Below are 25,078 nucleotides of genomic sequence, written 5' to 3'. Positions count from 1 at the left end.
ACCGACCCGACAGTTCGGCGGCATCGATGACCGGCACGATTCTCGACACAGGTCGTCGTACTCTCGCCGCGATCCGCGCCTGGTTACGCGCCGACCCACGCCGCGCGATGCCGGCCGTGACCGCGCTGGCGCTGGTGCTCGCGCAGATCACGTACCCGTTGAGCGCGGGGGTGGCGCGCGACCGGATCACCGTCGCAGTCGTGGTGCTGTCCGCCTCGACCGCCCTGCTGCACGCGGCGACCACTCGTGGATTGCGGTGGGCCGCCGGGTTCTTCGTCGTCGTGTCCGGGCTGGGGCTCACCGCCGAAATCGTCGGCACCGCGACCGGATTCCCGTTCGGCAGCTACGCCTATGCCGTCGATCGGCTCGGGCCCGCGTTCGCCGATGTCCCGTTGGCGGTGCCGTTGGCGTGGACCGGCGGGCTGTACCCGATCTGGATCGTCGCGGGCATGCTCGTGTCCCGCGGGCACCCCTCGAGCGCCTCGATCACGCGCCGCCCGGGTCGGTCCGGATCCGTGCGTGCGCGGGCACACAGCGCGTCGGACGCTCGACTGCTCAGCGGGTCGAATGCCGGGCGCGTGGGGCTGTTCGTCCTCGGCGCGGTCGGCTGGGATCTGTTCCTCGATCCGCAGATGGTGGCCGACGGCCAATGGACCTGGGCGGTCACCGACGCGGGCCTGCCCGGCATCCCCGAGATCCCGTACACCAACTACCTGGGCTGGGCGCTCGTCGCCGTGGTCATGGCGGTGATTCTCACCCTGCTCGATCATTTCCTGCCGCCGCCACGCGACCCGTCGGTGGCGGTCCCGGTCGCGGTTTTCGGGTGGACCTGGCTCGGCTCGGCTCTCGCGCACGCGGTGTTCCTCGGCCTTCCCGCGTCGGCGATCTGGGGTTTCCTCGGTCTCGGTGTGCTCGGAATCCCGTTGTTTCTGCGTGCGCGGGCCGCGCGACGCGCGTTCTGAGCGGGCAGGCCCCGCCGCGACACACCCCGATTCGGGGCGAAAATGCCTGATCGGCACGGGTGGGTGGTGAGCGCTGGGCCCGTCGTGTGGGCTCTCGGGCTTGAGCCTGGCACGATGTCAACCGTGCAGCCGAGTCCCGTCGCCGACATGCCCGCTCCTTCGCCGCGTCGTTCCGTGCCCGCGCGGCGCGTCGCGGCCGTTGCCGTCCTGCTGGCATTGCTCGTGCCCGCGCTCGCCGGGTGCCTGCGTGTGCAGGTGTCGATGGGGGTGTCGTCGAACGATCGCGTGTCGGGGCGGATCGTCGCCGCGGTGGTGCCGACGGGGCCTGAAGACAAGGGGCCGCAGCTGAAGGCGCCGGAGCAGCTGGCGGCGAAGGTGCGGGTGGAGAACTACAACCAGGACGGGTACATGGGTACCCAGGTGTTCTTCGACGATCTGTCCTTCGGCGAGGTCGGCCAGCTCGGTGGCCTGTCGGATCAGACCCAGGGCATGTTCACGCTCGAATTCCAGCGCAGCGGCGATCTGGTGAGTCTCACCGGGCGGGTCGACCTGGAATCGGTGCCGCCGCACGGCTCGGACGTGCAGTTCTCCGTGGCGTTCCCGGCCCGCGTCGCCAAGACCAACGGCACCCGGGAGACCACCGACAGTGAGAACACGGTCTCGTGGAAGCTGCCCGCGGGCGAGGTGTCGACCCTGCGTGCCGAGGTGAAGTACGCCGACCCCAACACCCGCTCGTTCGCGGGCTGGGCGGGCATCGTCGGCGGCATCACCCTCGCGGTGGCCGCGCTGATCGCGGGCCTGGCGTTCCGCGACCGCAACCCCGGCCCGCCGAACGCACCGCGTGGCGGTTTCTCCCCCTCGGAGATGTGGCGCGAAATCTCCAGTCGCAGACTGGGCCGCTGACATGAGCGCGGCTGCCCGCTACCTGACCTGGGCGGGCACCGGTCTGGCCGCGCTCGGCGCGGCCACCGCCGCCTACAACCTGGTCACCTTGCGCACCCTGCCGCGCGGGGTCGCGGGCGTGATCGAACCGGTCACAGTGTGCGTCCCCGCCCGCGACGAGTCGCAGCGCCTGCCCGCGCTGATCGCCGACCTTCGCGCGCAGGTCGGCGTCCCCCGCCTGAGCGTGCTGATTCTCGACGACGCGTCCACCGACGGCACCTACGAGGCCGCACTCGACGCGATCGCCGACGACGAGCGCTTCACCGTCCTGCGCTCGGCCGCCCACCCCGCCCCCGGCTGGACCGGCAAGGCCGCCGCGTGCGCGCGCCTGGCCGCCCGCACCGACGCGGCCGCCCTGGTCTTCATCGACGCGGACGTCCGCCTGGCCCCCCATGCGATCGCCGCCGCGGTGACCGAATTGCGCAGGCGCGGAGCAGGTCTGGTCTCGGCCTGGCCGAGACAGGACGCCGGTTCGACCGCCGAGCGCCTCATCCAGCCACTGCTGGCCTGGTCGTGGGCCTCGACCCTGCCCGTCGGGCCCGCCAATCACAGCCTGCGCCCGTCCACCGCCGTAGCGTGCGGCCAGTTCCTCGCCGTCGACGCCGCGGCCTACCGCGCCGGCGGCGGCCACGCGGCCGTAGCAGCCAGCGCCACCGAGGACCTGGACCTGGCCCGCGCCATCCGCCGAGCAGGCCATCGCACCGCCCTGGTGACCGCGGGCCCCGCCGCGAGCACCCGAATGTATACCGGCACCACCGAACTCACCGACGGCTACACCCGCTGGCTGTGGTCGGCCTACGGCGGCCGCCGTGCCACCGGCGCAGCCATCGGAATCCTCGCCGCCCTCGCCTATTGGATCCCCCCACTGGCCGCGATCTTCGGCCGCACCCGAACCCGCCGAGCAGGCCTACTCGGCTACCTGGCCGCCGTCACAAGCCGTCTGACCGCCCGCACCATCGAAACCCGCCGCCCCCCAACGGCCATCGACCTCACCTCAGCCCTGGCCCACCCCCTCTCGGTAGCCCACTACCTCGTTCTCTGGACCCGCTCCCACCACCGCCACCGCACCGGCCGCCTCCGCTGGAAACAGCGACCTTTGGTGACGCCCGACGACGCCGTTACCCGCCTGGCATGACCACCGCCCCGTCGCCACTCCGGCGGTTGACGACTGTTCGATGTCCAGATCCAGATCTGCCCAGGCGATTTCGACCTCGACCAGGTCGATTGCGGTGACAGGGTCCTGACCACGTAGCCCGATTCGCTCGGTGACGCCCCTGCCGTCCGAAGTGAGACGCAGTTGCTCGATGGAGGACACCGGTCCGTCGTCGTCGACCATGCGGACGATCCAGTACTGGGCGATGCCGAGCCTGACGCCGACCCGCGAGTTTCAGGCGACCTCGGTAATGCCGATGGTGGGAAAGAAGAAGCAAGACCTGCCCGCATTGTCGGTGGTGCCGAAGACGGCGGCCAGGACGGTACCGCGGCCGGTGTCTACGGGGACAGCGCGAACGCCGCCGACGGGGATGGCGGCGAAGAGGAAGTCCCGGATGGCGGTTTCGGCGAGGGGACGCAGTTCGGCGGGAACCTCGGGCGGGACCATGGCGCGAACGATGTCGGCGATCGAGCCCATCGAAGCCATGCCGCCGCGACCGGTGCTGATATTGAGCCAGGCCACCTGCATACCGGAGGTTTTCGTCGCGGCGGTGTCGGGGGCGAGGCCGTAGGGCAGGAAGGTGAACAGGGTCTGGCCGGACTTCACGGCCGACAGGTCGATGCCCGGGATCGGGAGGGTGTTCGCCGGCCACGGCCCAGGGACCGCGCCCGCGACAGCCGGCACGAGACCCGCGCCGTCACCGGTGCAGTTCGCGGCGACCGTGGGGTACAGGAACGGCTGGATACCCAGGGATTTCAGCGTCTCGACGACGGTTTGGTAGGCGCCGAGCAGATCACCCGGGCCCGCCGATGGCCGAACAGCCGGCGCATCCCGGGTGACAGCGGGCGTCACCGGTGCGGCCGGTTCGGCGGCGGCCGGTGGCGCGGCCAGCAGTAGCGCGGCGGCGCAGGCCGTCAGCGAGGTCAGTGTGGCGGAACGACGTGCAACGATCACGGCGAAACTCCTCATCGACGCAGAGAAGGCCGACGCTACCGCGTGCGGTGGGTGAATCCGGACAGGTGAAGTCACCGGCCGTTCGGCGCGTCGCAATCTCGCAGCGAACCCGCCGCCGCGGCCCGGTGTCCGCCCCCTTCTCGGCACCGGACCCAACGACGCATCCGCAGGATCCCTATGCCCGGACGCGTTCGCCCAGACCCCTGCGCACGCGCCCGCGCGCGAATCACCTACCGCGCCGAACCGGGGCAATTATGCCGGTGCCCACGATCGGTTCCAACCTCTGCGCTCACGTTGATTTCTATCGTTGCGCGCACTAGTGCATATGCCACATGCTGATTCAGCTCGGGCCACGACGGCCGGGCACAACCATCCAGAGCGACCGAGAGACCTGGCTCTACGACGTCGCAGCAACCCGCCCGTTTCGGGGTGTGGGTGCTTCTGCCGGGTTCGATGGAGGAGATTTTCGTGCTGTCCACCTGTCCGGCCTGAGCGCCGCCAGATCGCGAACCCGTTGCTGGCCGGGTGGAGGTCACTGTGCCTCGTTCGACTGTTTTCCGAAGGATTCCCATGACCGCGTCTGCCGTATCCGGCGCCGAGACCGCGCCCGCACCGCCCGGCGACGCTCTCCCCGCCGACAAGGCGCCCGTCGACGACCTGCCCCGGATCGCCGGGTCGTGGCACCCGTGGCGCTGGGCCGTCGCGGCGATCGCCCTACTGCTGGTGGCCCAGTTCGCGCACGGCCTGATCACCAATCCGGGTTGGGACTGGGGCACTTTCGCCCAGTACTTCACCGCGAAGTCGGTGCTGGCCGCACTCCGGGTGACCATCGAGCTCACCCTGTGGGGCACCGCCCTCGGTTTCGCGATCGGCACGCTGCTGGCGATCGGGCGGGTGTCGAACAATCCCGTGCTGCGGGTGATCGCCTGGACCTATATCTGGGCTTTCCGTTCGATCCCGCTGATCGTGCAGCTGCTGTTCTGGTTCAACATCGCCTACCTGTATCCCCGCCTGTCCGTGGGCATTCCGTTCGGCCCCGGCTTCTACGAGTTCGATGTCAATGGTGTGATCAGCGGTTTCACCGCGGCGGTGATCGGGCTGGCCCTGCATCAGGCGGCGTATTCGGCCGAACTGATCCGGGCGGGTCTGCTCGCCGTCGACGACGGTCAGCTCGAAGCGGCGGCGGCGCTGGGGATTCCACGCTGGCGCCAGTTCCGCACGATCGTGTTGCCGCAGGCGATGCGCTCGATTCTGCCGAACGCGGCCAATGAGGTGATCAGCCTGTTCAAGGGCACCTCGATCGTGTCGGTGATGGCGATCGCCGAGCTGTTCTACCAGGTGCAGGTGATCTTCGGCCGCAACGGCCGGGTGGTGCCGCTGCTGATGGTGGCGACCGTCTGGTACATCGTGCTCACCACGGCGCTGTCGATCCTGCAGTACTACATCGAACGGCACTACGCCAAGGGCGCGCAGCGTGAGCTGCCGCCGACACCGTGGCAGCGGGTCCGCGCCAAGGTCACCGAGATCGCCGCCGGTGCGGCCGCACCCCGAGGAGCAACCCGATGACCGCAGCGGTGCTGGCGCGCGGAATCCGCAAGTCCTACAGCGGCACCGAGGTACTGCGTGGCGTGGATCTGGCCGTACGCGCCGGTGAGGTGGTCGCGCTGATCGGGCCGTCCGGCTCCGGCAAGTCCACACTGCTGCGGGTGCTCAACCATCTGGAAGCGCAGGACGCGGGCACCGTACACATCGACGGTGAGCTGATCGGCTACCGCCAACGCGGCAATACCCTGCGTTCGCTGCCCGACCACGCGGTGCGCGCCCAGCGCAGCCGCATCGGCTTCGTGTTCCAGCAGTTCAATCTGTTCCCGCATCTCACGGTGCTCGACAACGTGGTGCTCGCCCCGGTCTCGGCGCAGCGCCGTCCGCGCGGCGAGGTGATCGCCGAGGCGACACAGCTTTTGGAACGGGTGGGCCTGGCCGATTTCGTCGACGCCTACCCCCGGCGTCTGTCCGGTGGTCAGCAGCAGCGCGTGGCCATCGCACGGGCCCTGGCCTTGAAACCACGGCTGATCCTGTTCGACGAACCCACCTCCGCACTCGACCCGGAGCTGGTCGGCGAGGTCCTCGCGGTGATCCGCGATCTCGCGCACAGCGGCACCGCGCTGGTGATCGTCACCCACGAGATCGGTTTCGCCCGCGAGGTCGCCGACACGGTCGTGTTCCTCGACGAGGGCGTGATCGTCGAGCAGGGCGAGGCCGCCAGCGTTCTCGATCACCCCGAACACCCGCGTACGCAGGCGTTCCTGTCCCGCGTCCGCTGAACATCCCTTCCCACGAACAGGTTTCGACACTGATGAAGCTCTCCACTCTGATCGGCATCGTCGCGGCGGCCACGCTGTTGACGGCAGGCTGCACCGCCGAGCCCGAGGCCGCCGACACCGTGCAGGCCGGTGCGATCACCTACGACCTGTCCCCCGCCCAGGAGGGCAGGGTGCGCGCCGCCAAGGTCGACGCGATCGCCGCCGAGGTGCCCAAGGCCATCCGCGACCGCGGCACGCTGGTGGTGACCGGTCCCGCCGGTTCCGTGCCGCCGCTGCGGTTCTACGCCACCGACGACCGGACCGTCATCGGCTCCGAGGTCGACTTCGCCACCCTGGTGGCCGACATCCTGGGCCTGAAGCTCGACATCCAGGTGGCCGACTGGTCGCAGAACTTCGTGCGGGTGGATTCCGGTGAGGTGGACGCGTTCATCTCGAACGTGACCGTCACCGAGGAGCGCAAGGAGAAGTACGACTTCGCCACCTACCGCACCGACACCGTCGCCCTCGAGGTCCCGAAGGACAGCACGCTGACCTACACCGACCGCAAGAGCCTGGCGGGTAAGCGGATCGGGATCGGCGCGGGCACCAATCAGGAACAGCTGCTGGTGAGCTGGAACGAGAAGAACGTCGCCGAGGGCCTGCCCCCGGTCGACATCGCCTACTACCAGCAGAGCACCGACTACTACCTCGCGCTGGCCTCCAAGCGCATCGACGGCTACATCGGCCCGAACCCCGCGGCCGTCTATCACTCCGCCACCAGCGACGGCAAGATCATCGCCACCTTCTCCGGCGCGGGTGAGCAGCTGCAGGGCGAGATCGCGGCGCTCACCAAGAAGGACAACGGCCTGATCGGCCCGATCCACAAGGCGCTGCAGCACGCGATCGCCGACGGCAGCTACCAGAAGATCCTCGATCGCTGGGGCCTGAATTCGGAGAAGGTCACCGAGTCGCGGATCAACCCGCCCGGTCTGCCGAAGAAGCCCGCCGCATGAAGTTCCTACTGATGACGCTGATCACGCGGGTGCCCGATCCGGTCACCGGCGTGGTCCCGACGACGCGCGATCGCCTGCACGAGGTGGTCGAACAGGCCAGGCGCGCCGAGGAACTCGGCTACGACGGGTTCGCGGTCGGTGAGCGGCACGAGGATCCGTTCCTGTCGGCCGCTCCCCCGGTGGTGTTGAGCCACATCGCGGCCCTCACCTCGCGGATCAGCCTGTTCACCGCGGTCACCACCTTGAGCCTGCTCGATCCGGTGCGCGCGTTCGAGGACTATTCCACCCTCGACAACCTGTCCGAGGGCCGGCTCGAGCTGATCATCGGCAAGGGCAACGGCGCGGCGCAGGCGCAGCTCTATCACGTCACCACCGAGGATCAGTGGGAGCGCAATCGGGAAGGGTACGAGCTGTTCCGGGCGCTGTGGGACAGCGAGGAAGTGACGTGGTCGGGACAGTTCCGGCCCTCGCTCGCCGCGGCCAAGGCGTTGCCCCGGCCGCTGCAGCCGCGGGTGCGGATCTGGCACGGGAGTGCGACGAGCCTGGAGTCGGTGGAACTGGCCGCGCGCCACGGTGATCCGGTGTTCTCGGCGAACGTCACCAATCCGATCGAGCCGTACGCCGCGCTGATCCGCCACTATCGCGAGCGGTGGGCGCACTACGGTCACGACCCAGCCGATGCGCTGGTCGGCGCGGGCACCGCGGGCTTCCATGTGGCGCGGACCTCGCAGGAGGCCGTCGCGGTGTTCCGCCCGCTGTTCGAGGCGCGGACCTCGCTGCAGCGCAAGGTCGGCAATCCGGTCGTGTTCGAGACCGTCGAAGACTTCGTCACCCGCTCGTCGGCGCTGGTCGGCAGCCCGGAGCAGGTGATCGACAAGGTCGGCCGCTATCACGAACAGTTCGGGCACGAGGTGATCCACCTGTCCGCCGAACGTGACGGCCGCACCGAATCCGAGTACCTGGGCAGTCTCGAACTGTTCCAGGCCGAGGTGGCGCCCGAGCTGCGCCGCCGCATTCCGAGTCGTCCCCTGGCCGCTGGCCGCCAATTCTCTGGAGTTGTCTCGTGATCCGTCCTCGTCATCGCATCGCCGCCGCCGTCGGCGCACTGGCCGCCGTCACCACGGTGGTCGCCTGTGGCAGCGACACCGCAGGCTCCGGTGCTCAAGCCGGTCCGCCGCAGCCGGGCGGCACGTTGCGCTACGGGCTGTCCGGCGCTCCGACCTGCTCGGATCCGGCGCAGTCGGGCACCAACCAGACCATCTATGTGGCCCGCCAGATCGTCGACTCGCTGACCGATCAGGACCCGAAGACCGGCGCGATCACCCCGTGGCTGGCCAAGAGCTGGGAGGTCAGTCCCGACGCCAAGGTGTTCACCTTCAAGTTGGCCGATGGGGTCACTTTCAGTGACGGCACCGCGCTCACCGCCGATTCGGTGCGCGATACGTTCGACGCGATCGTGAAGCTCGGTGCCGCGAAGGCGCAGCTGGGCGCCAGCTATCTGACCGGCTACGTCGGCACGACGGCGGTCGACAAGCTCACGGCCCGTGTCGAATTCAGTGCGCCGAACGCCCAGTTCCTGCAGGCGTCCTCGACCACGCAGCTCGGCATCCTGGCGCAGTCGACCAATGCCAAACCGGCCGAAGCCCGGTGCGCGGGTGACAACATCGGCAGCGGGCCGTTCACCTACGCCTCCTACAAGCAGGACACCTCGGTGACGCTGGCCAAACGCGCCGGATACAACTGGGGCTCCGCTGTATTCGGCCACCAGGGCGAGGCGTATCTGGACCGGATCGAGTTCACCGTCGTTCCCGAATCGGGTGTGCGCACCGGCAGCCTGGCATCGGGCCAGCTCGACGCCGTCAGCGACGCGCTGCCCCAGGACGCTCCGCAGATCGAGGCCGTCGGCGGGCGGATCCTGTCGACATCCAACCCCGGCACTCCGTTCGGTTTTCAGGTCAACGTGACTCGCGGCCCACTGCGTGATCCGGCCGTCCGGCAGGCGCTGCTCCCCGCGATCGACCGCAAGCAGCTCGTCGAGACCGTGCTCGGTCCCCAGTTCAAGCCTGCGACCTCGAGCCTGGCATCGGCGACCCCGGCGTACCTGGATCAGTCGGCGCGGCTGGCCTATGAACCGGCCAAGGCGAAGTCGATCCTCGATCAGGCAGGCTGGGTCCTCGGCGCGGACGGTGTCCGGGCGAAGAACGGTGAGCGACTGAGTTTCGCGGTGACGTTCAGCCAGGTATTCGCGGGCAATCAGGCGATTCTCGAGCTGGTGCAGCAGCAACTGCGCCAGGTCGGGGTGGACCTGAAGCTCGATCTCGTGTCCACCCCGGAGGCCATCACCCGGCAGAACACGCACGATATCGACGCCGGTTACGGCAACACCACCCGCGCCGACGGCGACATCCTGCGCACGTCGTTCGGACTCGCCGGGCGCAACATCACCGCGCGTGGCCCGATCCCCCAGCTCGACGAGACCCTCGACAAGCAGCTCGCCACCAGTGATCCGGCCGCCCGTGCGGAACTGATCGGATCCGCGCAGCGGCAGGTGCTCGACAACGGTCTGTTGATCCCGACGGTCGAGTTGTCGCAGGCAGTCGGCGCGGCCGCGCACACCCAGGATCTGAAGTTCGAGGCTTCGGCACGACTGCAGTTCTTCGACACCTGGTTGAGCGGGCACTGAGATGAGCGAGGTGGTCGGGAGTCCGCGGCGCGACGGCGCGGGTAGCGAGATCCGGCGCGCGGACGGCCGGGCGGACTTCGCACGCTACGTGGGTTCTCGTTTGCTACAGGCGATCTGGGTGTTGTGGGCGGCATTCACGATCTCCTTCGTGGTGCTGTACCTGCTGCCCGCGGATCCGGTCTCGATGGCGGCCGACAGCGCGGGCACCGGTGCGCCGGTGGACCAGGCGGCGATCGCCGAGTTGCAGGCTCGCTACGGGCTGGACAAGCCGCTGTGGGACCAGTATGTGACCGCACTCGGCAATGCCGTCACCGGCGATCTGGGGCGCTCCATCAACACCGGTCAGCCCGTGACCGAAGCCCTCGGCGACGTTCTACCGGCCACGCTCGGACTGGCTTCTCTCGCACTGCTTTTCGCGATCGTCGGCGGGACGATCCTCGCGTTCGCCGCCACCTACACACGGCGGCCGTGGCTTCGCAATACCTTGAGTGCGCTACCGCCGCTGGGCGTTTCGGTGCCGACCTTCTGGACCGGTCTGCTCCTGTTGCAGCTGTTCTCCTTCCGGCTGCACTGGTTCCCCGCCTTCGGCGGGACCGGGCTGCGCGGGACGCTACTGCCCGCGCTGACGCTGGCGCTACCGATCGGGGCGGTGCTGGCCCAGGTTCTCGCTGCCGGGCTGGAACAGACCTGGCGTCAGCCGTTCACCGATGTGGCGCTGGCCAAGGGCGCGTCGCGCTGGTGGGTGCAGCGTCGTCATATCGCCCGGTTGGCCAGCGTGCCCGCGTTCACCATCGCGGGGGTGCTGGTCGGCACGATGCTGGCCGGGTCGGTGGTGGTGGAGTCGGTGTTCGCCCGGGCGGGCGTCGGCCGGCTCACCCAGACCTCCGTGCTCAACCAGGACATCCCCGTGGTCCAGGGCGTGGTGCTGCTCTCGGCGCTGATCTTCGTCGGCGTGAATCTGGCGGTCGACCTGCTCTATCCGCTGCTCGATCCGCGCATCACCGGGACACGTCGCGCTCGTGGCGTGCCGGTCGCGGGCACCCCCGCCGACGCCGTGTCCGTCGCTGGGAAATCCGGCGAATCGGATGGCTCGAACACCGACACCGAACGGAGTGAACGTGGTTGACATCCTCGTGCGCCGACCGGCGCCGACCGCACGGCCCGAATCGGTGACCGATCACGGCGTCGCGCGCGTGCACCGAGTGGCCCGAACTGCCCGATGGGCCCGCGCACACCTGGGCCTGGTGGTGTCGGGCGTGGTGCTGGCCGTCGCGGTCGGCTGGGCGGTGGCGCCCTCGGTGTTCGCCTCCGGCGATCCGCTGATCGGCGTGCCCGCGGACAAGTTCCAGGCCCCCAGCGCGGCGCACTGGTTCGGCACCGACAATCTCGGACGCGACCTGTACACGCGGATGGTGCACGGTGCGGGGCTCTCGCTCACCGCCACGCTCACCGCGGTCGGGATCGCGTTGGTGGTCGGGTCGGTACTCGGGCTGCTGTCGGGCGCCGCGGGCGGCATCGTCGACACCGCGATCATGCGGGTCGTCGATGTGCTGTTGTCCATCCCGTCGCTGCTGCTCGCGCTGGCCCTGGTCACCGCGCTCGGCTTCGGCACCCGCAATGTGGCTGTCGCCGTGGGTGTCTCGCTGATCGCGAACTTCGCCAGGGTGATGCGCTCGGAGGTGCTGCGGGTGCGGCACGCGCCGTATGTCGAGGCCGCGCACGCGTCCGGCGTGCGCTGGTACGCGGTGCTCGTTCGGCACGTGCTGCCCAATGCGTTCCAGCCGGTGCTGGCCTTGGCCGCGGTCGAGTTCGGTATGGCGGTGCTGGCCGTGTCCTCGCTGAGCTTCCTCGGCTACGGCACCAAACCGCCCACCCCCGAATGGGGTTCGCTGATCTCGGAGGGCCGCAACTTCCTCGCCTCCGCCTGGTGGCTGACGACGCTGCCGGGCCTGGTCATCATCGCCGTGGTGTTGTCGGCTCAGCGTGTGGGTCGATTCGTGGGAAGGACCGAAACACGATGAGCGACAAGACGAACGGAACGAACCCGACGCGGAGTTCGGCCACGCCGGACCAGCCGTTGCTACAGGTGGAAGATCTGCACATCGAATATCGGACCGGCGCGGGGTCGGTGTCCGCGCTGCGCGGCGTGTCGATCGAGGTGGCGCGCGGAGAGGTCGTCGCCCTCGTCGGCGAGTCGGGGTCGGGCAAATCGACATTGGCGCACGCGGTGATCGGGCTGCTCGGGGATTCGGCGGGAATCGTGGCGGGCAAGGTCGAGTTCGCCGGTGAGCGGATCGACCCGGACGACGAGAAGGCCCTGCGGCGGCTGCGCGGGGCGCGGGTGGGATTCGTGCCGCAGGATCCGGGTCTGTCGCTCAATCCGGTGTTGCGGGTGGGCGATCAGGTGGCCGAGGCGCTGCTGGTGCATCGGCTGGCCGACCGGCGCGGGGCGGCGCTCCAGGCCCTCGACCTGCTGGAAGAGGTCGGGCTGGATCGCCCGCAGTTGCGGGCGCGGCAGTATCCGCACGAGCTGTCCGGCGGGCAGCGTCAACGCGTGCTGATCGCGATCGCGCTGGCGTGCGGGCCGGAACTGATCATCGCGGACGAGCCGACGAGCGCCCTCGACGCGACGGTGGCGCGGCAGGTGCTGGATCGGCTGGCCGAGCGGATCGCGGCCCGCGGGACGGCCGTCCTGCTGATCACCCACGACCTGGCCGTTGCCGCGGAACGGGCCGATCGACTGGTGGTGCTCGAGCAGGGCAAGGTCGTCGAATCCGGCACTACCGCACAGGTTCTGCACCACCCGGCACAGCCGTACACGCAGCGCCTGCTCGCCGCGTCCCCCGCGCTGTCGCCCACCGAATTCCGGCCCCTGCGACCCCGAGCGGAAAAACCGTTGCTGTCGGTTCACGCCCTGCACAAGCGCTTCCACGCGGGAGCGGGCTCCATCACCGCCGTCGACGATGTGCAGTTCAGTCTCGATCGCGGGGAAACGCTCGCGCTGGTCGGCGAATCCGGTTCGGGCAAGTCGACGACGGCGCGCATCGCTCTGCGACTCACCGACGCCGACAGCGGGACGGTCACCTTCGACGGCCACGACCTCACCAGCGCCCGCCGAAACCGCCTGCGCACGCTGCGCCGACGGTTCCAGGTGGTGTACCAGAACCCGTACTCCTCGCTGGATCCGCGCTGGGAGGTCGCCGACATCATCGCCGAACCCCTGCGCGCCTATGGGATCGGCGACCGGACGAAACGAGTCGCCGAGCTGCTCGAACAGGTCGCGCTACCGGCGGATTTCACGAAACGCAGGCCCGCGGAACTGTCGGGCGGGCAACGACAGCGCGTGGCGATCGCCCGCGCGCTGGCCCTGCACCCCGACCTGCTGGTGCTCGACGAACCGGTCTCCGCGCTCGACGCCTCGGTGCAGGCGCAGATCCTCGACCTGCTCGACACTCTCCAGCGCGAACTCGCCCTCGGCTACCTGTTCATCTCCCACGACCTGGCCGTGGTGCGCCGGATCAGCGACCGGGTCGCGGTGATGCGCCACGGTCGCGTCGTCGAAACCGGGCCCACCGCAACCCTGTTCACCGATCCGCGGCACCCGTACACGAGGGAGCTGCTCGCGGCGATTCCCGCGCCGGGCACCCGGATCGATCCCCTCGACGGAAAGGACCTCACCCGATGAGCCAGCCCAGACTGTTCCTCGGCATCGAAACGGTAGGCACCGGAACGCATCCCGCGTCCTGGCGGCGCACTGATTCCGGCGCCGAAGACCTGTTCACCGCCGGCTACTGGACCGCCGTGATCTCCTCGGCCGAGCAGCTCGGGTTCGACGCCGTCTTCCTGCCCGACGCGTTCGGCATCCAGTCCGGTGGCGCGGCCGTGACCCGCGGCAGGCTCGACGCCGTCGCGATCGCCGCCCGCACCGCCCCGCTGACCAGCCGAATCGGCTTGATCCCGCAGGTACCGGTCACCCACACCGAACCGTTCCACGCGTCCAAGGCCGTGACCGCGCTCGACTTCGCGAGCCTGGGCCGCGCGGGGTGGGAGGTGACCGTGTCCACCACCGAGGTCGAGGCGAAGGCCTTCGGGCGCAAGCAGGTGCAAGATCCGAAGTCGCTGTGGCACGAGGCCGACGAGGCGATCGAGGTGGTGACCCGGTTGTGGGACAGCTGGGAGGACGGCGCCGAGATCCGCGACGTACCCACCGGCCGGTTCATCGACCGTGACCGCCTGCACTACATCGACTTCGCCGGCGACAACTTCTCGGTCAAGGGCCCGTCGATCACCCCGCGCTCGCCGCAGGGCCAACCCGTCATCACGGTCCGCGCCGACACCCCCGAGTCGACCGAGGTCGCCGTCCGCCGAGCCGACATCATCCGCGTCAGCGCCCCCGATCTCGCGACCGCCGCCGCGCATCGCGCGGCCTTGCGCGCGGCGATCGCCGCGCAGGGCCGCGATCCCGGCACCGTGCAGATCCTGCTGGATCTGCCTGTGCACCTGGCAGATTCGGCAGACACTGCACTCGCCGAGGTGCGCGAGCTCGATCGCTGGGCGGCGGACCACCCGCCGCTCGGATTCCACCACGTCGGTACCGCCGCCGCGCTCGACGATCTCCTCACGGAGATCACGAACGCCGACGCCGTCGACGGCGTGGTCCTGCGACCGCTGGCCCTGCACGCCTCGCTGGCCGAGCTCGCCACCCACCGATCCGCGCTCGCGCCGACCACCACCACCGCGACCCTGCGTGAGCGCCTCGGTCTCCCCCGTCCACTCAGCCGATACGCCACGACAGGAGCAGCGCGGTGACCTCGAAACCACGCAAGCAAGTCCACCTCGCCGCGCACTTCCCCGGCGTCAACAACACCACCGTCTGGGCCGATCCGGCCTCGAAATCGCAGGTCGATTTCGTGTCCTTCGAGCATCTGGCGCGCACCGCCGAACGCGGCCTGTTCGACTTCTTCTTCCTGGCCGAGGGATTGCGGCTGCGCGAGCATCGCGGGCAGATCCACGACCTGGATGTGGTCGGCAGGCCGGATACCTTCACCGTGCTCAACGCTGTGGCGGCGGTGACCGAGCGGCTCGGGCTGGCGGGCACCATCAACAGCACCTACAACGAACCCTTCGAGGTCGCCAAGCAGTTCGCCTCGCTCGATCACCTCTCCGGCGGCCGGGCCGCGTGGAATGTGGTCACCTCCTCGGACGCGTTCACCGGCGAGAACTTCCGGCGCGGTGGTTACCTCGAACACGGTGAGCGGTATCGGCGGGCCGAACAGGTGGTCGCCGCGACCAGGGCACTGTGGGACAGCTGGCCCACCGACTCGCTGGTGATCGATCGCGAGCGGGGGATCTTCGCCCGCGACATTCCCGACACCGCGTTCCGCAGTTCACAGTTCGACTTCGCGGCACCGTTCGTCGTCCCGCCGAGCCCGCAGGGGCATCCGGTGCTGTTGCAGGCGGGCGATTCCGACGAGGGCCGCGAGTTCGGCGCGAAGACCGCCGACGCGATCTTCACCGGGCACGGCACTCTGGAGGCGGGCCAGAAGTTCTACGCCGACGTCAAGGGCCGGCTGGCGAAATACGGTCGCGCACACGGCGATCTGCTGGTGCTGCCCGCGGCCACGTTCGTCCTCGGCGACACCACCGACGAGGCGCACGAACGGGCCCGCGACATCCGCTACCAGCAGGTGAGCCCGCAGACCGCGATCGCCTTCCTCGAACAGGTCTGGGGCCGTGACCTTTCCGGTTACGACCCCGACGGCCCGCTGCCCGATGCCGAGCCCGACGCCGCCGCGGAGATCACCCGGGGCCGGGTCCGGCACACGAAAGATCCACTGGCCGTGGCGAAGGCGTGGCGTGAACAGGCCGAGGCGGGCGACCTCAGCATCCGCGAACTCATCATCGAGGTCACCGCCCGCCAGCAGTTCATCGGCACACCCGCCCAGGTCGCCGAGCAGATCGACCAGTACGTGCAGTCCGACGCGTCCGACGGTTTCATCCTCGTCCCGCACCTGACACCCGGCGGGCTCGACGAATTCGTCGACACCGTGGTCCCCGAACTGCAGGAACGCGGCAGCTTCCGCACTGAATACACCGGCACTACCTTGCGCGACCATCTCGGTCTGCGTCACCCCCACCACCACACCGTCGCCGAAGGAGCACGCGCGTCATGACGATCACCGTCGAGAACCCGACCCCCACCACGACATTCGCCGACGACTGGGCGCGCTGGCATCACGCCCGCGAAGACGGCCTGCGCGATCCCCTCGGCTGGCTCAGCCTGGCGGGGTTGCACTGGCTCACCGACAGCCCGGCCCGCCTGGACGGCGTCCCCGGCACCTGGTGGGTCACCGACGACAAGGTGTTCATCACCGCGCAGCCCGCCGACCGGCTCGATGTCGACGGCGAGCGGATCGGCGGCGTGCAGATCGTGACGCCCGTGGAGGGCGCCCCGGGGGTGAGCGTGCTCAACGAGGAGAGGGTCCTCGAGGTGATCCGGCGCTCCGGACAGTACGCGGTGCGGGTGCACGATCCGGCCACGCCGACACTGACCGCGTTCACCGGGGTCGCGGCCTACCCGGCCGACCCGCGCTGGGTGGTGACCGGGCGTTTCACCGCGTTCGGGCAAGCACGCACCGTCACCACCGGCGCCGTGGTCGACGGGCTCGAGCACCACCACAGCGCCGCGGGAATCATCGAGTTCCGCATCGGCGACAGCCACGAGGCGCTGCTCGCCTTCGGCACCCCCGACGACCTGAAGGTGCTGTTCACCGACGCCACCAGCGGCGTCACCACCTACCCGGCCGCCCGCTCGCTCGCCCTCGGCGCAGTCGAGGCCGACGGCACCGTCACCCTCGACTTCAACCGGGCGGTGAATCTGCCGTGCGCGTTCACCGACTTCGCCACCTGCCCTGTCGCCCCCCGTGAGAACCGGCTGCGCGTGGCGATCGAAGCGGGAGAACAGGATCCGAAGCTATGAGCGTGCCGCTGTCGATTCTCGATCTGTCACCGATCAGCGAAGGGTTCAGTGCCGCACAGGCACTGCGCAATACCGTCGACCTCGCCCGGCAGGCCGAGCAGTGGGGGTATCGCCGATACTGGCTGGCCGAACACCATTTCGTGTCGGTGGCGAGTTCGTCGTCGCTGACGCTGCTCGGGTTGGTCGCCGCGGCGACCTCGCGTATCCGGGTGGGGACCGGCGCGGTGCAGGTGGGCCATCACACCTCCGCCTCGATCGTGGAGGCCTTCGGCACCGTCGACGCGCTGTACCCGGGACGACTCGATCTGGGTCTGGGCCGGTCGGGGCATCGGCGCAGCCAGTTCGGCGCCGCGGCCACGACCACCAAGGGCGGGCACCCGATAGTGGACACGGTCACCGGCCGGACCGAGGTGCGTGACGGTGTGGTGGTGCCGCCACCGTTCGATCCACGCCGGGTCACCGACCGCACGAAGTTCCTGGCCTCGGCCGAGGCGCTGCAGCAGCCCGGCGCGGAGTCGTTGGACTTCGCCGACCAGGTGGCCGAGGTGCAGGCGCTCCTCGACGGCCGCTACTTCACCCCGGGTGGTGTCGAGCTGCACGCCGTTCCCGGCGAGGGCATCGACACCGAGCTGTGGCTGTTCGGCAGTTCGGCGGGCGAAAGCGCCGAGCTGGCGGGCAAGTCGGGATTGCCGTTCGCAGCCGCCTACCACGTCGCACCGGGGTCCGCGCTGGACGCGGTCGAGGCGTATCGGGCGGCGTTCCGGCCGTCGGCGCAGCTGGCCGAACCGCACGTGATCGTCTCGGCGGACGTGGTCACCGCGGCCGACGACGACACCGCCCGCCACCTCGCGAGCACGTACGGACATTGGGTGCACAGCATCCGCAGCGGCGGCGCGGCCGAATACCCCGATCCCGCAACAGCGTCCCCGCTCACCCCGGATCAACTCCGCCTCGTCGACGACCGCCTGGCTTCGCAGATCGTCGGCTCGCCCACCACCGTGGTCGAGCGGCTCGAGGCCCTCCAAAGGGTTACCGGCGCAGACGAATTGCTCATCACCACCATCACCCACGACCACGCCGACCGGCTCGAATCACACCGCCTGCTGGCCGACGCGTGGGGACTGCGAGCCGCCCGCGCGGCATGACCGGCCTACTCCCTCGGGCGCCCCGCAACGTCGACTCGACTACGGGGCGCCCTTCGGCTGTCCGGGGTCCATCGCCGTGCGCAATCGCTCGAGCAACCGCTCGAACTGCGCGAGCTGGGCAGGCTCGTATTCGGCGAGGATCGCGTCCTGCTCGGCGTTGATCGGGTGGAAGAACTCGTCGGCCAGCTGTCGAGCGTTCGCGCTGCACCGCAACGTCACGACCCGGCGATCGGTGTGCTCGCGGCTGCGGGTGATGTATCCCGCCTGCTCCAGCCGGTTGAGCAGGGTGGTCATCGCCCCCGAGGTCAGGGTGATCCGTTTGCTCAGCAGCGCGGGAGACAGCGGTTCTTCGGCGTGTTCGGCGGCCGCGATCTCCATCAGCGCGAAGGCGTCGGTGGAGTGCACGCCGAGCGTTTCCGCGAATCGGCGGCCCAGTTCGGTGAAGCTCGCGCCGTAGTCGATGAGCCCCGCGGCGAGCCGCTGCCGCCGCATCGCGACATCGCCGGATGTCTGCTCCACCATCTCGTCCTCTCGTCGATCACCGATTGACAACTTACCGGCCCGCCATTTACCTTCATCGTAAAGTCACTTTATGACGGAGGTATAGTGCGGACAGAAACCGAGACTCCACCGCTGCGCTTGTGGCTGGGGCTGATCGCCGTCTCACTCGGCGTCGCGTTGATCGTGGTCGACCTGACGATCGTGAACGTGATCCTCGCGCCGATCGTCGAGGACCTGGCGATCACCTCGATTCAGGCGCAATGGATCCAGGAGTCGTACGCGATCGTTTTCGCCGCGCTCCTCCTGGTCGCCGGTCGACTCAGCGATCTCTACGGCGCGCGCAGGCTGTTCCTGATCGGGTTGGTCGTCTTCGGCGCCACCAGCCTGCTCGCCGCGCTCGCGCCCAGTGGCGGCCTGCTCATCGCGGCCCGCTTCCTGCAGGGCGTCGGCGGGGCGATGATCCTGCCGACCTCGCTGGCTCTGGTGAACGCGGCATTCACCGGAAAGGCTCGCGGACAGGCCTTCGCGATCTGGGGATCCACGATCGGCGCGGCCGCGGCGCTCGGCCCGCTGCTCGGCGGCTGGCTCGCCGGCTTCTCCTGGCGGTGGGCTTTCGGCATCAACATCCCCGCGGTCGCGCTGATCATGGTGGCCGTGCTGGTCTACCTCCCCGCCGCACCGAAGAACGCCGGTCGCGTCGATTGGCTCGGGGCGGCCCAGTCCGCACTCGGCCTCGGCCTGCTCGCCTTCGCCATGATCGAGGGTCGGCATTATGGCTGGCTGTTCGTGACCGAGCCGCTGAGCATCGGCGGGTTCGCTTGGCGCAGCGGGCCTTCACCGGTTCTCGTCGCGTTCACAGGCGCCGCACTCGTCCTCGGGCTCTTCTGGCGCAGGCAGGCGCGACTCGGACGCACCGAAGGGGAACCGCTGGTCGACGTGCGGCTGTTCTCGATCGATTCGTTCCGCAGGGGAAATGTGGTGACACTGATCGTCGGCGTCGGCGAGTTCGGCATCATCGCGGTCCTGCCGCTGTGGATGCAATTCGCCCTCGACTACACCGCACTGCAGGCCGGGCTCGCCCTCATGCCGCTCGCGATCGGCAGTTTCGTCGCCAGCGGCGCGAGTTTCTCGTTGACGGCCTCGATCTCGGCCTTGGGCCAGGTCAGGATCGGCTTGCTGCTGGAAGCGGCCGGACTGGCGCTGCTCGGACTGTTCGCCGCGGCGGACAGCAGCTGGTGGTCGATCGCGCTCGCACTGTTCGTCTACGGCATCGGCGTCGGCTTCGCGACCGCCCAGGTCACCAATATCGTGCTCGCCGACGTGCCGGGCGAGAGCGCGGGACAGGGCTCGGGAATTCAAAGCGCGGCACGCGAACTCGGCTCAGCATTGGGCATCGCCGTCCTCACCACCATCTACTTCAGTACCGTCGGCACCGGCCTGCGCGACCGCCTGACCGACGCGGGCCTGCCCGAACCCGAAGTGCGGCAACTGGAGTCGACCGTCACCGACAGCGCCGGTTCGGTGATCGGGGCGTTCGCCGAAAACCCGAACACACTGCCCATCGCGGAAGCGGCGCGCGCGGCCATGGCCGCGGGCATCGAGGTGGCGAGCTACCTGTGCGCCGGCCTGCTCGTGCTCGCCTTGGCCACTACGGCATTCGTCAAACCCGAACGACACGAGTAGCACCGGTCCACCGGGGGCCCGGACTCGTTCCGCGGCCCCCACGCTGCCCGGTCGTCAAGCCCGTATCAATCACACTCCCCCTTTCTATACGTAGGCGTATATCAGCGGTACTCTCGACATATACGCCGCCGTACACATGGAGGTCCCCGCTATGCGACTACCCGAATCGGCCCACACCGACCAGCCCTGGCGCATCCACGAGATCGCCCCCGACTTCGACGTCGAGGACATCTGGCAGTTCCGCACCCCCGGCGCGGGCCCCGACGACTTCCCCGCCCTACTCGCCGCCCTTCAGGCCGAACGCGCCTCCGAGTCCACCGGCATCAGCGGCCTGCTGTTCAAGATCCGCTGGAAGCTGGGCGAACTGTTCGGCTGGGACCGCGAAGAGGCAGGCACCGGCACCCGCGTCCCGTCTCTGCGCGAGCGCCTGCCCGCCGACCTGCGCGACACCGACATCCCCGCCGAAGCCGGCCCACTCACCGCCCTCTATGTCCTCGACAACGAATACGCCGCCGAAATCGCCAACGGCACGATGCACGGCATCATGCACCTGGGCTGGGTCCCAGACACCACCGGCTACCACCTACAAATGGCGGTCCTGGTGAAGCCCAACGGCCGCTTCGGCCGCCTCTACATGGCCCTGATCAAGCCCTTCCGCTACGGCATCGTCTACCCGGCGATGACCCGCAGCTGGGAACGCACCTGGAACGACCTCGCCGTGACGCGGTAAGCGCTGTTCCTACGCGCTGAGCGGGGCGGCGGATACTCCGTAGCCGAGGTTGGTGAGGACTTCGCTGGTGGCCTTGGCGAAGTTCAAGGTGATGAAGTGGAGGCAGGGGGCGCCTTCTTCGGTGAGGCGCTGGGCCATTTCGGTGGCGATCTGGATGCCCTCGGCGCGGACGGCGGCGCGGTCCTCCTCCGGGCCGGTACCTGCCGCGCGGGTGAGGCGGGCTACCACGTCGGCGGGGACGGGGCGGCCGCTGAGTTCTTCGGCGCGGGCGACCGTGCGCAGGGAGGTGATGGGCATCAGCTCGGGGATGATCGGCTTGGCGCCCTCGATGGGGTCCATGGCGATCACGCGATCACGCAGACGCAGATAGTGCTCGACGTCGAAGAACATCTGGGTGATCGAATACTCCGCTCCCGCACGGAGTTTCGCCGCCAGGTGGTGGGTGTCGTGGTCGAGGTCGGGCGAGCGGTGGTGGCCCTGGGGGAACGAGGCGACGCCGACGTGGAAGTCGCCGAGATCGCGCACGATGCGGACCAGCTCCTCCGCGTATTCGACCCCGCCGGGGTGCTTGGCCCATTCACCCAGCGGGTCACCGGGCGGGTCACCACGCAGAACCAGGACATTGCAGATGCCGGAGTCGGCGTAGGACCCGATCAGGGAGCGCAGTTCGGCGATGCTGTGCCCGACCGCGGTGAGGTGGGCGACCGGGAGCAGGGTGGTTTCCTGCGCGAGCGCACCGGTGATGCGCACGGTGCGGTCGCGGGTGGAACCGCCCGCGCCGTAGGTCATCGACACGAAGGCGGGATGCATGCGTTCGAACTCGCGGACCGCGCGCCACAACCGAGCCTCGCCCGCTTCGTCTCGCGGAGGGTTGAACTCCACGGAGAACGGCACGCCGTTGCCCGAATGGGTGCGCAGACTCTGCACCACCGAGGGGGTGTTCGAGACGATCGACGGCCGCTGGGCGGGTCGATCTGGGGTCGAACTTCCCCGTCCATTGTCGAAATCCACCGGCTCAGTCTAGTGGGAGGCGATGGCGCCCCGGCACCGACTGGGAAACCGGGCGCCGAACACCCAGCAACGCGTCAAGGCCGATGAACGTGCCCGCGGCACGGTAGCACCGCGGAAACCCGGATGTGGGCTGCGTCGCAGCGGCCCTGTGCGCCGAGAGCGCGCCCGGTCCGCCCGCGTATCGTTCGGGACAACGCTGGTGACCGCACCACCGAGTGCCCAACCGGTCCCGCTGTTCGCCCACTTCGCCCCTGGAGGCCGCCCTGTCCGCCGGAATCGGTACCCCGCTATCCCGGTCCGCCGCCGACGCTCTGACCTCGGTCGACCTCGTCGCGCTGACCCCGGGCACGCCGGCCTTCGTCGCCGCTGTCGAACAGGTGCTGACCAGCTTCTTCGCCACCCGGCGTGAGATCGTCGAGCCGCTGGGGCCCGTCTTCCTCGACGCCGTCGAGGCGCTCGGACAGTTCGTGGTTCGGGGCGGCAAGCGGACGCGACCGGGATTCGCGTGGACCGGCTGGCTGGGCGCCGGTGGCGATCCCGCCGGGCCGGATGCCGCCGCGGTACTCACCGCCTGTTCGGCACTGGAATTGGTGCAGGCGTGCGCGCTCGTGCACGACGACATCATCGACTCCTCGCGCACTCGGCGCGGGTTCCCGACCGTGCACATCGAGTTCGAGGATCGGCACGCGGCGGCGGGCTGGCCCGGCGACGGCGCCGCCTACGGCTCGGCGGTCGCGATTCTGATCGGCGATCTCGCGCTGGCCTGGGCGGACGATCTGGTGCACGAGGCCGGTTTGAGCCCACGGGCGCTGGCCCGGTTCGCACCGGTGTGGGCCCGGATGCGGACCGAGGTGCTCGGTGGGCAACTCCTCGACATCAACGGCGAGGCGGGCGGCGACGAGTCGGTCGAGGCCGCATTGCGGATCAACCGGTACAAAACCGCCGCGTACACGATCGAACGGCCGTTGCATCTGGGCGCGGCGCTGGCGGGTGCCGACGAGGCGCTGGTGGACGCGCTGCGGATCTACGGAACCGACGTGGGGATCGCGTTCCAGCTGCGTGACGACCTGCTCGGCGTGTTCGGCGACCCGGCGGTGACCGGAAAGCCGTCGGGCGACGACCTGCGGGAGGGCAAGCGGACCGTGTTGATCGCGGAGGCGCTGCGCCGGGCCGATCCGGCCGCCGCCGCCCTGATCCGGACCGGCCTCGGCACGGACCTCGACGATGCCGCCGTCGACCGGCTGCGCACAGTGCTCACCGACCTGGGTGCGGTCGACGAGGTGGAGCGCCGGATCACCGAGCTCACCGACACCGGGCTCGCCGCGATCGCGACCAGTTCCGCGACGCCGGAGGCCAAGCAGTTGCTCCACGCCATGGCACTGGCTGCCACTCGCCGCGCGGCCTGATAGGAAAAGTGTTGTGGGACAAGCGAATCATGTCGTCGTAGTCGGGGCCGGGCTGGCAGGTCTGGCGGCCGCGCTGCACCTGCGGGGCGCTGGTCGCGAGGTGACGGTGCTGGAACGGGCCGATCATCCGGGCGGCCGGGTGGGCCGATACCGGTTCGACGACTACGAGATCGACAGCGGCGCAACGGTACTCACCTTGCCTGAAGTGATCGACGACGCGCTGGCCGCCGTCGGGCACACCAGGCAGAGCGTCGGCCTGCGCATCCACCGCCTCGCTCCCGCCTATCACGCACGCTTCGCCGACGGCAGCGACATCCGCGTCTTCGACGACGCCGACCAGATGGCCGCCGAGGTCGAAAGTGCTTGCGGGCCCGCTGAAGCGCGCAACTACCGCCGACTGCGCGACTGGCTCGGCCGCGTCTACGACGCCGAGTTCGATGAGTTCATGAACGCCGATTTCGATTCGCCGCTCGACATGGTGCGCACACCGCGCTCCAGGGCCGCGCTCACCGCACTCGCCAAGCTCGGCGGCTTCGGAAAACTCGGGCCGCGCGTACGGTCCTTTCTGGGCGACGAACGGCTGACCAGGCTGTTCACCTTCCAGGCGCTGTACGCGGGCATGTCGCCGGATGACGCGCTCGCCGTCTACGGCGCGATCCCGAACATGGACACCTGCCTGGGTGTCTACTTCCCCGAAGGCGGAATGCGCGCGATCACGGCGGCGCTCGCCGAGGCGTTCACAGCCGCGGGTGGTCAGCTCGTACTGAATGCCGAGGTCGACGGCATCGACTATCGCCCCGGACGGACACCGAACGGACAGGGGCAGAAGGGCGCGGCCCGTGGGCGACGTGCCGAAGCCGTGCGCACCGCCGACGGGCGCACCTACCCCTGCGACGCGGTGGTCCTCACCGCCGACATCGCGTCACTGCCGACATTCGGCCTGCGCCACCGTCGCGGCCTGCGCGCCTCACCGTCGGCCGTCGTCGCCCACGGCACCATCGCGGCCGAGATCGCCGCGCGCTGGCCCGTGCAGGCCCATCACACCATCGAGTTCGGCGCCGCCTGGGCACAGACCTTCGCCGAGATCGCCGCGCGCAAGGGTCGCGGCCGGCTCATGAGCGATCCGTCGCTGCTGCTCACCCGGCCCGCGCTCACCGACGCCGACCAGTTCGTCGACCGGGCCACCGGGCGCTTCGAACCGCTGTCGGTGCTCGCGCCGTGCCCCAACCTGACCGCCGCCCCGCTCGACTGGGACCGGCTCGCCCCCGCCTACCTGCGCGAGCTGCTCGCGGAACTGGAGCGGCGCGGCTACACCGGCATCGCCGAACATTTCCGCGTCGACCACCTCGACACGCCCGCCACCTGGGCCGCCCAGGGCATGATCGCGGGCACACCGTTCTCCCTCGCCCACGTATTCCGGCAAACCGGGCCCTTCCGGCCACGCAATCTGCCAAGGGGCGTGGACAACGTCGTTCTCGCAGGTTGCGGCACCACTCCGGGGGTGGGTGTGCCCACCACACTGCTGTCCGGCAAGCTGGCGGCGGCACGAATCACCGGCAGCCGGGCACACGCCGGTACCGACCACCGGGTTAGTGTTCCAACTTGAAGCCGTA

The 25,078-nt window shown here is 69.5% G+C and carries 22 protein-coding genes and 1 riboswitch; of the genes, 19 read left to right on the top strand and 3 right to left on the bottom strand.

The genetic code is table 11. The features are described 5' to 3' along the window. The first annotated feature begins 26 nt into the window (after positions 1-26). The 3 genes from ACWGCN_RS18680 (at position 27) to ACWGCN_RS18670 (ending at position 3,039) form a co-directional block, all read left to right on the top strand. Positions 27-962, top strand: a complete 936-nt coding sequence (locus tag ACWGCN_RS18680; RefSeq protein ID WP_452458747.1) for a carotenoid biosynthesis protein — start codon at positions 27-29, stop codon at positions 960-962. 147 nt (positions 963-1,109) lie between these two features. Next, on the top strand, positions 1,110-1,865 hold the full coding sequence (locus ACWGCN_RS18675) for an LppM family (lipo)protein (RefSeq protein ID WP_378992682.1): 756 nt from the start codon (positions 1,110-1,112) through the stop codon (positions 1,863-1,865). Position 1,866: 1 nt separating this feature from the next. Next, a complete protein-coding gene (locus ACWGCN_RS18670) occupies positions 1,867-3,039 on the top strand; it encodes a glycosyltransferase family 2 protein (protein ID WP_452458748.1) in 1,173 nt (390 codons plus the stop codon). A 252-nt stretch (positions 3,040-3,291) separates the two neighbouring features. Here the strand turns inward: ACWGCN_RS18670 and ACWGCN_RS18665 are convergent, their stop codons facing one another. Next, positions 3,292-4,011 carry a hypothetical protein gene (locus ACWGCN_RS18665; RefSeq protein ID WP_378992576.1) on the bottom strand — a complete coding sequence of 240 codons (720 nt, stop codon included), beginning with the start codon at positions 4,009-4,011 and terminating at the stop codon, positions 3,292-3,294. 366 nt (positions 4,012-4,377) lie between these two features. Then, positions 4,378-4,471: riboswitch (SAM riboswitch) on the top strand. A gap of 110 nt (positions 4,472-4,581) precedes the next feature. Between ACWGCN_RS18665 and ACWGCN_RS18660 the strand changes: the two genes are divergently transcribed. The 12 genes from ACWGCN_RS18660 to ACWGCN_RS18605 are packed head-to-tail and all read left to right on the top strand — an operon-like array spanning position 4,582 to position 18,134. Then, positions 4,582-5,577 (top strand): amino acid ABC transporter permease, encoded by a 996-nt coding sequence (locus ACWGCN_RS18660; protein ID WP_379312187.1) that lies wholly within the window; start codon positions 4,582-4,584, stop codon positions 5,575-5,577. Next, positions 5,574-6,335 (top strand): amino acid ABC transporter ATP-binding protein, encoded by a 762-nt coding sequence (locus ACWGCN_RS18655; protein ID WP_452452191.1) that lies wholly within the window; start codon positions 5,574-5,576, stop codon positions 6,333-6,335. Before ACWGCN_RS18660 ends, ACWGCN_RS18655 begins: the two co-directional genes overlap by 4 nt. A 32-nt stretch (positions 6,336-6,367) precedes the next feature. Next, positions 6,368-7,327 carry an ABC transporter substrate-binding protein gene (locus ACWGCN_RS18650; protein WP_378992572.1) on the top strand — a complete coding sequence of 320 codons (960 nt, stop codon included), beginning with the start codon at positions 6,368-6,370 and terminating at the stop codon, positions 7,325-7,327. Next, entirely contained in the window at positions 7,324-8,394 is a 1,071-nt protein-coding gene (locus ACWGCN_RS18645) for an LLM class flavin-dependent oxidoreductase (RefSeq protein WP_452452188.1), read from the top strand. The genes ACWGCN_RS18650 and ACWGCN_RS18645 overlap by 4 nt, the downstream gene beginning before the upstream one ends. Then, entirely contained in the window at positions 8,391-10,010 is a 1,620-nt protein-coding gene (locus tag ACWGCN_RS18640) for an ABC transporter substrate-binding protein (RefSeq protein WP_452458749.1), read from the top strand. The genes ACWGCN_RS18645 and ACWGCN_RS18640 overlap by 4 nt, the downstream gene beginning before the upstream one ends. 1 nt (position 10,011) lies before the next feature. Beyond that, positions 10,012-11,136 (top strand): ABC transporter permease, encoded by a 1,125-nt coding sequence (locus ACWGCN_RS18635; protein WP_378992568.1) that lies wholly within the window; start codon positions 10,012-10,014, stop codon positions 11,134-11,136. Next, positions 11,096-12,031 carry an ABC transporter permease gene (locus ACWGCN_RS18630; RefSeq protein WP_378992566.1) on the top strand — a complete coding sequence of 312 codons (936 nt, stop codon included), beginning with the start codon at positions 11,096-11,098 and terminating at the stop codon, positions 12,029-12,031. Before ACWGCN_RS18635 ends, ACWGCN_RS18630 begins: the two co-directional genes overlap by 41 nt. Beyond that, positions 12,028-13,695, top strand: coding sequence for a dipeptide ABC transporter ATP-binding protein (locus ACWGCN_RS18625; RefSeq protein WP_449971340.1), 1,668 nt, complete (start codon positions 12,028-12,030; stop codon positions 13,693-13,695). Before ACWGCN_RS18630 ends, ACWGCN_RS18625 begins: the two co-directional genes overlap by 4 nt. Next, entirely contained in the window at positions 13,692-14,819 is a 1,128-nt protein-coding gene (locus ACWGCN_RS18620; RefSeq protein ID WP_452458750.1) for an LLM class flavin-dependent oxidoreductase, read from the top strand. The genes ACWGCN_RS18625 and ACWGCN_RS18620 overlap by 4 nt, the downstream gene beginning before the upstream one ends. Further along, the gene (locus ACWGCN_RS18615; protein ID WP_452458751.1) at positions 14,816-16,183 is read left to right on the top strand and encodes an NtaA/DmoA family FMN-dependent monooxygenase; all 1,368 of its coding nucleotides are present in this window, start codon (positions 14,816-14,818) and stop codon (positions 16,181-16,183) included. Before ACWGCN_RS18620 ends, ACWGCN_RS18615 begins: the two co-directional genes overlap by 4 nt. Next, positions 16,180-16,989 (top strand): DUF1684 domain-containing protein, encoded by an 810-nt coding sequence (locus ACWGCN_RS18610; protein WP_387447625.1) that lies wholly within the window; start codon positions 16,180-16,182, stop codon positions 16,987-16,989. Before ACWGCN_RS18615 ends, ACWGCN_RS18610 begins: the two co-directional genes overlap by 4 nt. After that, the gene (locus tag ACWGCN_RS18605; RefSeq protein ID WP_452458752.1) at positions 16,986-18,134 is read left to right on the top strand and encodes an LLM class flavin-dependent oxidoreductase; all 1,149 of its coding nucleotides are present in this window, start codon (positions 16,986-16,988) and stop codon (positions 18,132-18,134) included. The genes ACWGCN_RS18610 and ACWGCN_RS18605 overlap by 4 nt, the downstream gene beginning before the upstream one ends. A gap of 39 nt (positions 18,135-18,173) precedes the next feature. Here the strand turns inward: ACWGCN_RS18605 and ACWGCN_RS18600 are convergent, their stop codons facing one another. After that, complete coding sequence (locus ACWGCN_RS18600; RefSeq protein ID WP_378992558.1) at positions 18,174-18,656, bottom strand: MarR family winged helix-turn-helix transcriptional regulator; 483 nt, start codon at positions 18,654-18,656, stop codon at positions 18,174-18,176. Positions 18,657-18,740: 84 nt separating this feature from the next. On the opposite strand from ACWGCN_RS18600, the gene ACWGCN_RS18595 reads away from it, so the two are divergent. Together ACWGCN_RS18595 and ACWGCN_RS18590 are read left to right on the top strand one after the other, a co-directional pair. Next, positions 18,741-20,318 (top strand): DHA2 family efflux MFS transporter permease subunit, encoded by a 1,578-nt coding sequence (locus tag ACWGCN_RS18595; RefSeq protein WP_452458753.1) that lies wholly within the window; start codon positions 18,741-18,743, stop codon positions 20,316-20,318. 151 nt (positions 20,319-20,469) lie between these two features. Beyond that, positions 20,470-21,048: a DUF2867 domain-containing protein gene (locus ACWGCN_RS18590; RefSeq protein ID WP_452458754.1), complete on the top strand. Its 579-nt coding sequence runs from the start codon at positions 20,470-20,472 to the stop codon at positions 21,046-21,048. Between the two features lie 9 nt (positions 21,049-21,057). On the opposite strand, the gene ACWGCN_RS18585 is transcribed toward ACWGCN_RS18590, so the two are convergent. Further along, entirely contained in the window at positions 21,058-22,059 is a 1,002-nt protein-coding gene (locus tag ACWGCN_RS18585) for a methylenetetrahydrofolate reductase (RefSeq protein ID WP_378636616.1), read from the bottom strand. 251 nt (positions 22,060-22,310) lie between these two features. On the opposite strand from ACWGCN_RS18585, the gene ACWGCN_RS18580 reads away from it, so the two are divergent. Together ACWGCN_RS18580 and crtI are read left to right on the top strand one after the other, a co-directional pair. Further along, positions 22,311-23,465, top strand: a complete 1,155-nt coding sequence (locus tag ACWGCN_RS18580) for a polyprenyl synthetase family protein (protein WP_379312817.1) — start codon at positions 22,311-22,313, stop codon at positions 23,463-23,465. Positions 23,466-23,478: 13 nt separating this feature from the next. Further along, a complete protein-coding gene (crtI, locus tag ACWGCN_RS18575; protein WP_452458755.1) occupies positions 23,479-25,071 on the top strand; it encodes a phytoene desaturase family protein in 1,593 nt (530 codons plus the stop codon). Positions 25,072-25,078: the final 7 nt, after the last annotated feature.

This window comes from Nocardia sp. NPDC055050 (assembly GCF_053608345.1).
The sequence above is the reverse complement of the archived record's forward strand: the minus strand, read 5'-3'. Positions and strand labels throughout refer to the sequence as shown.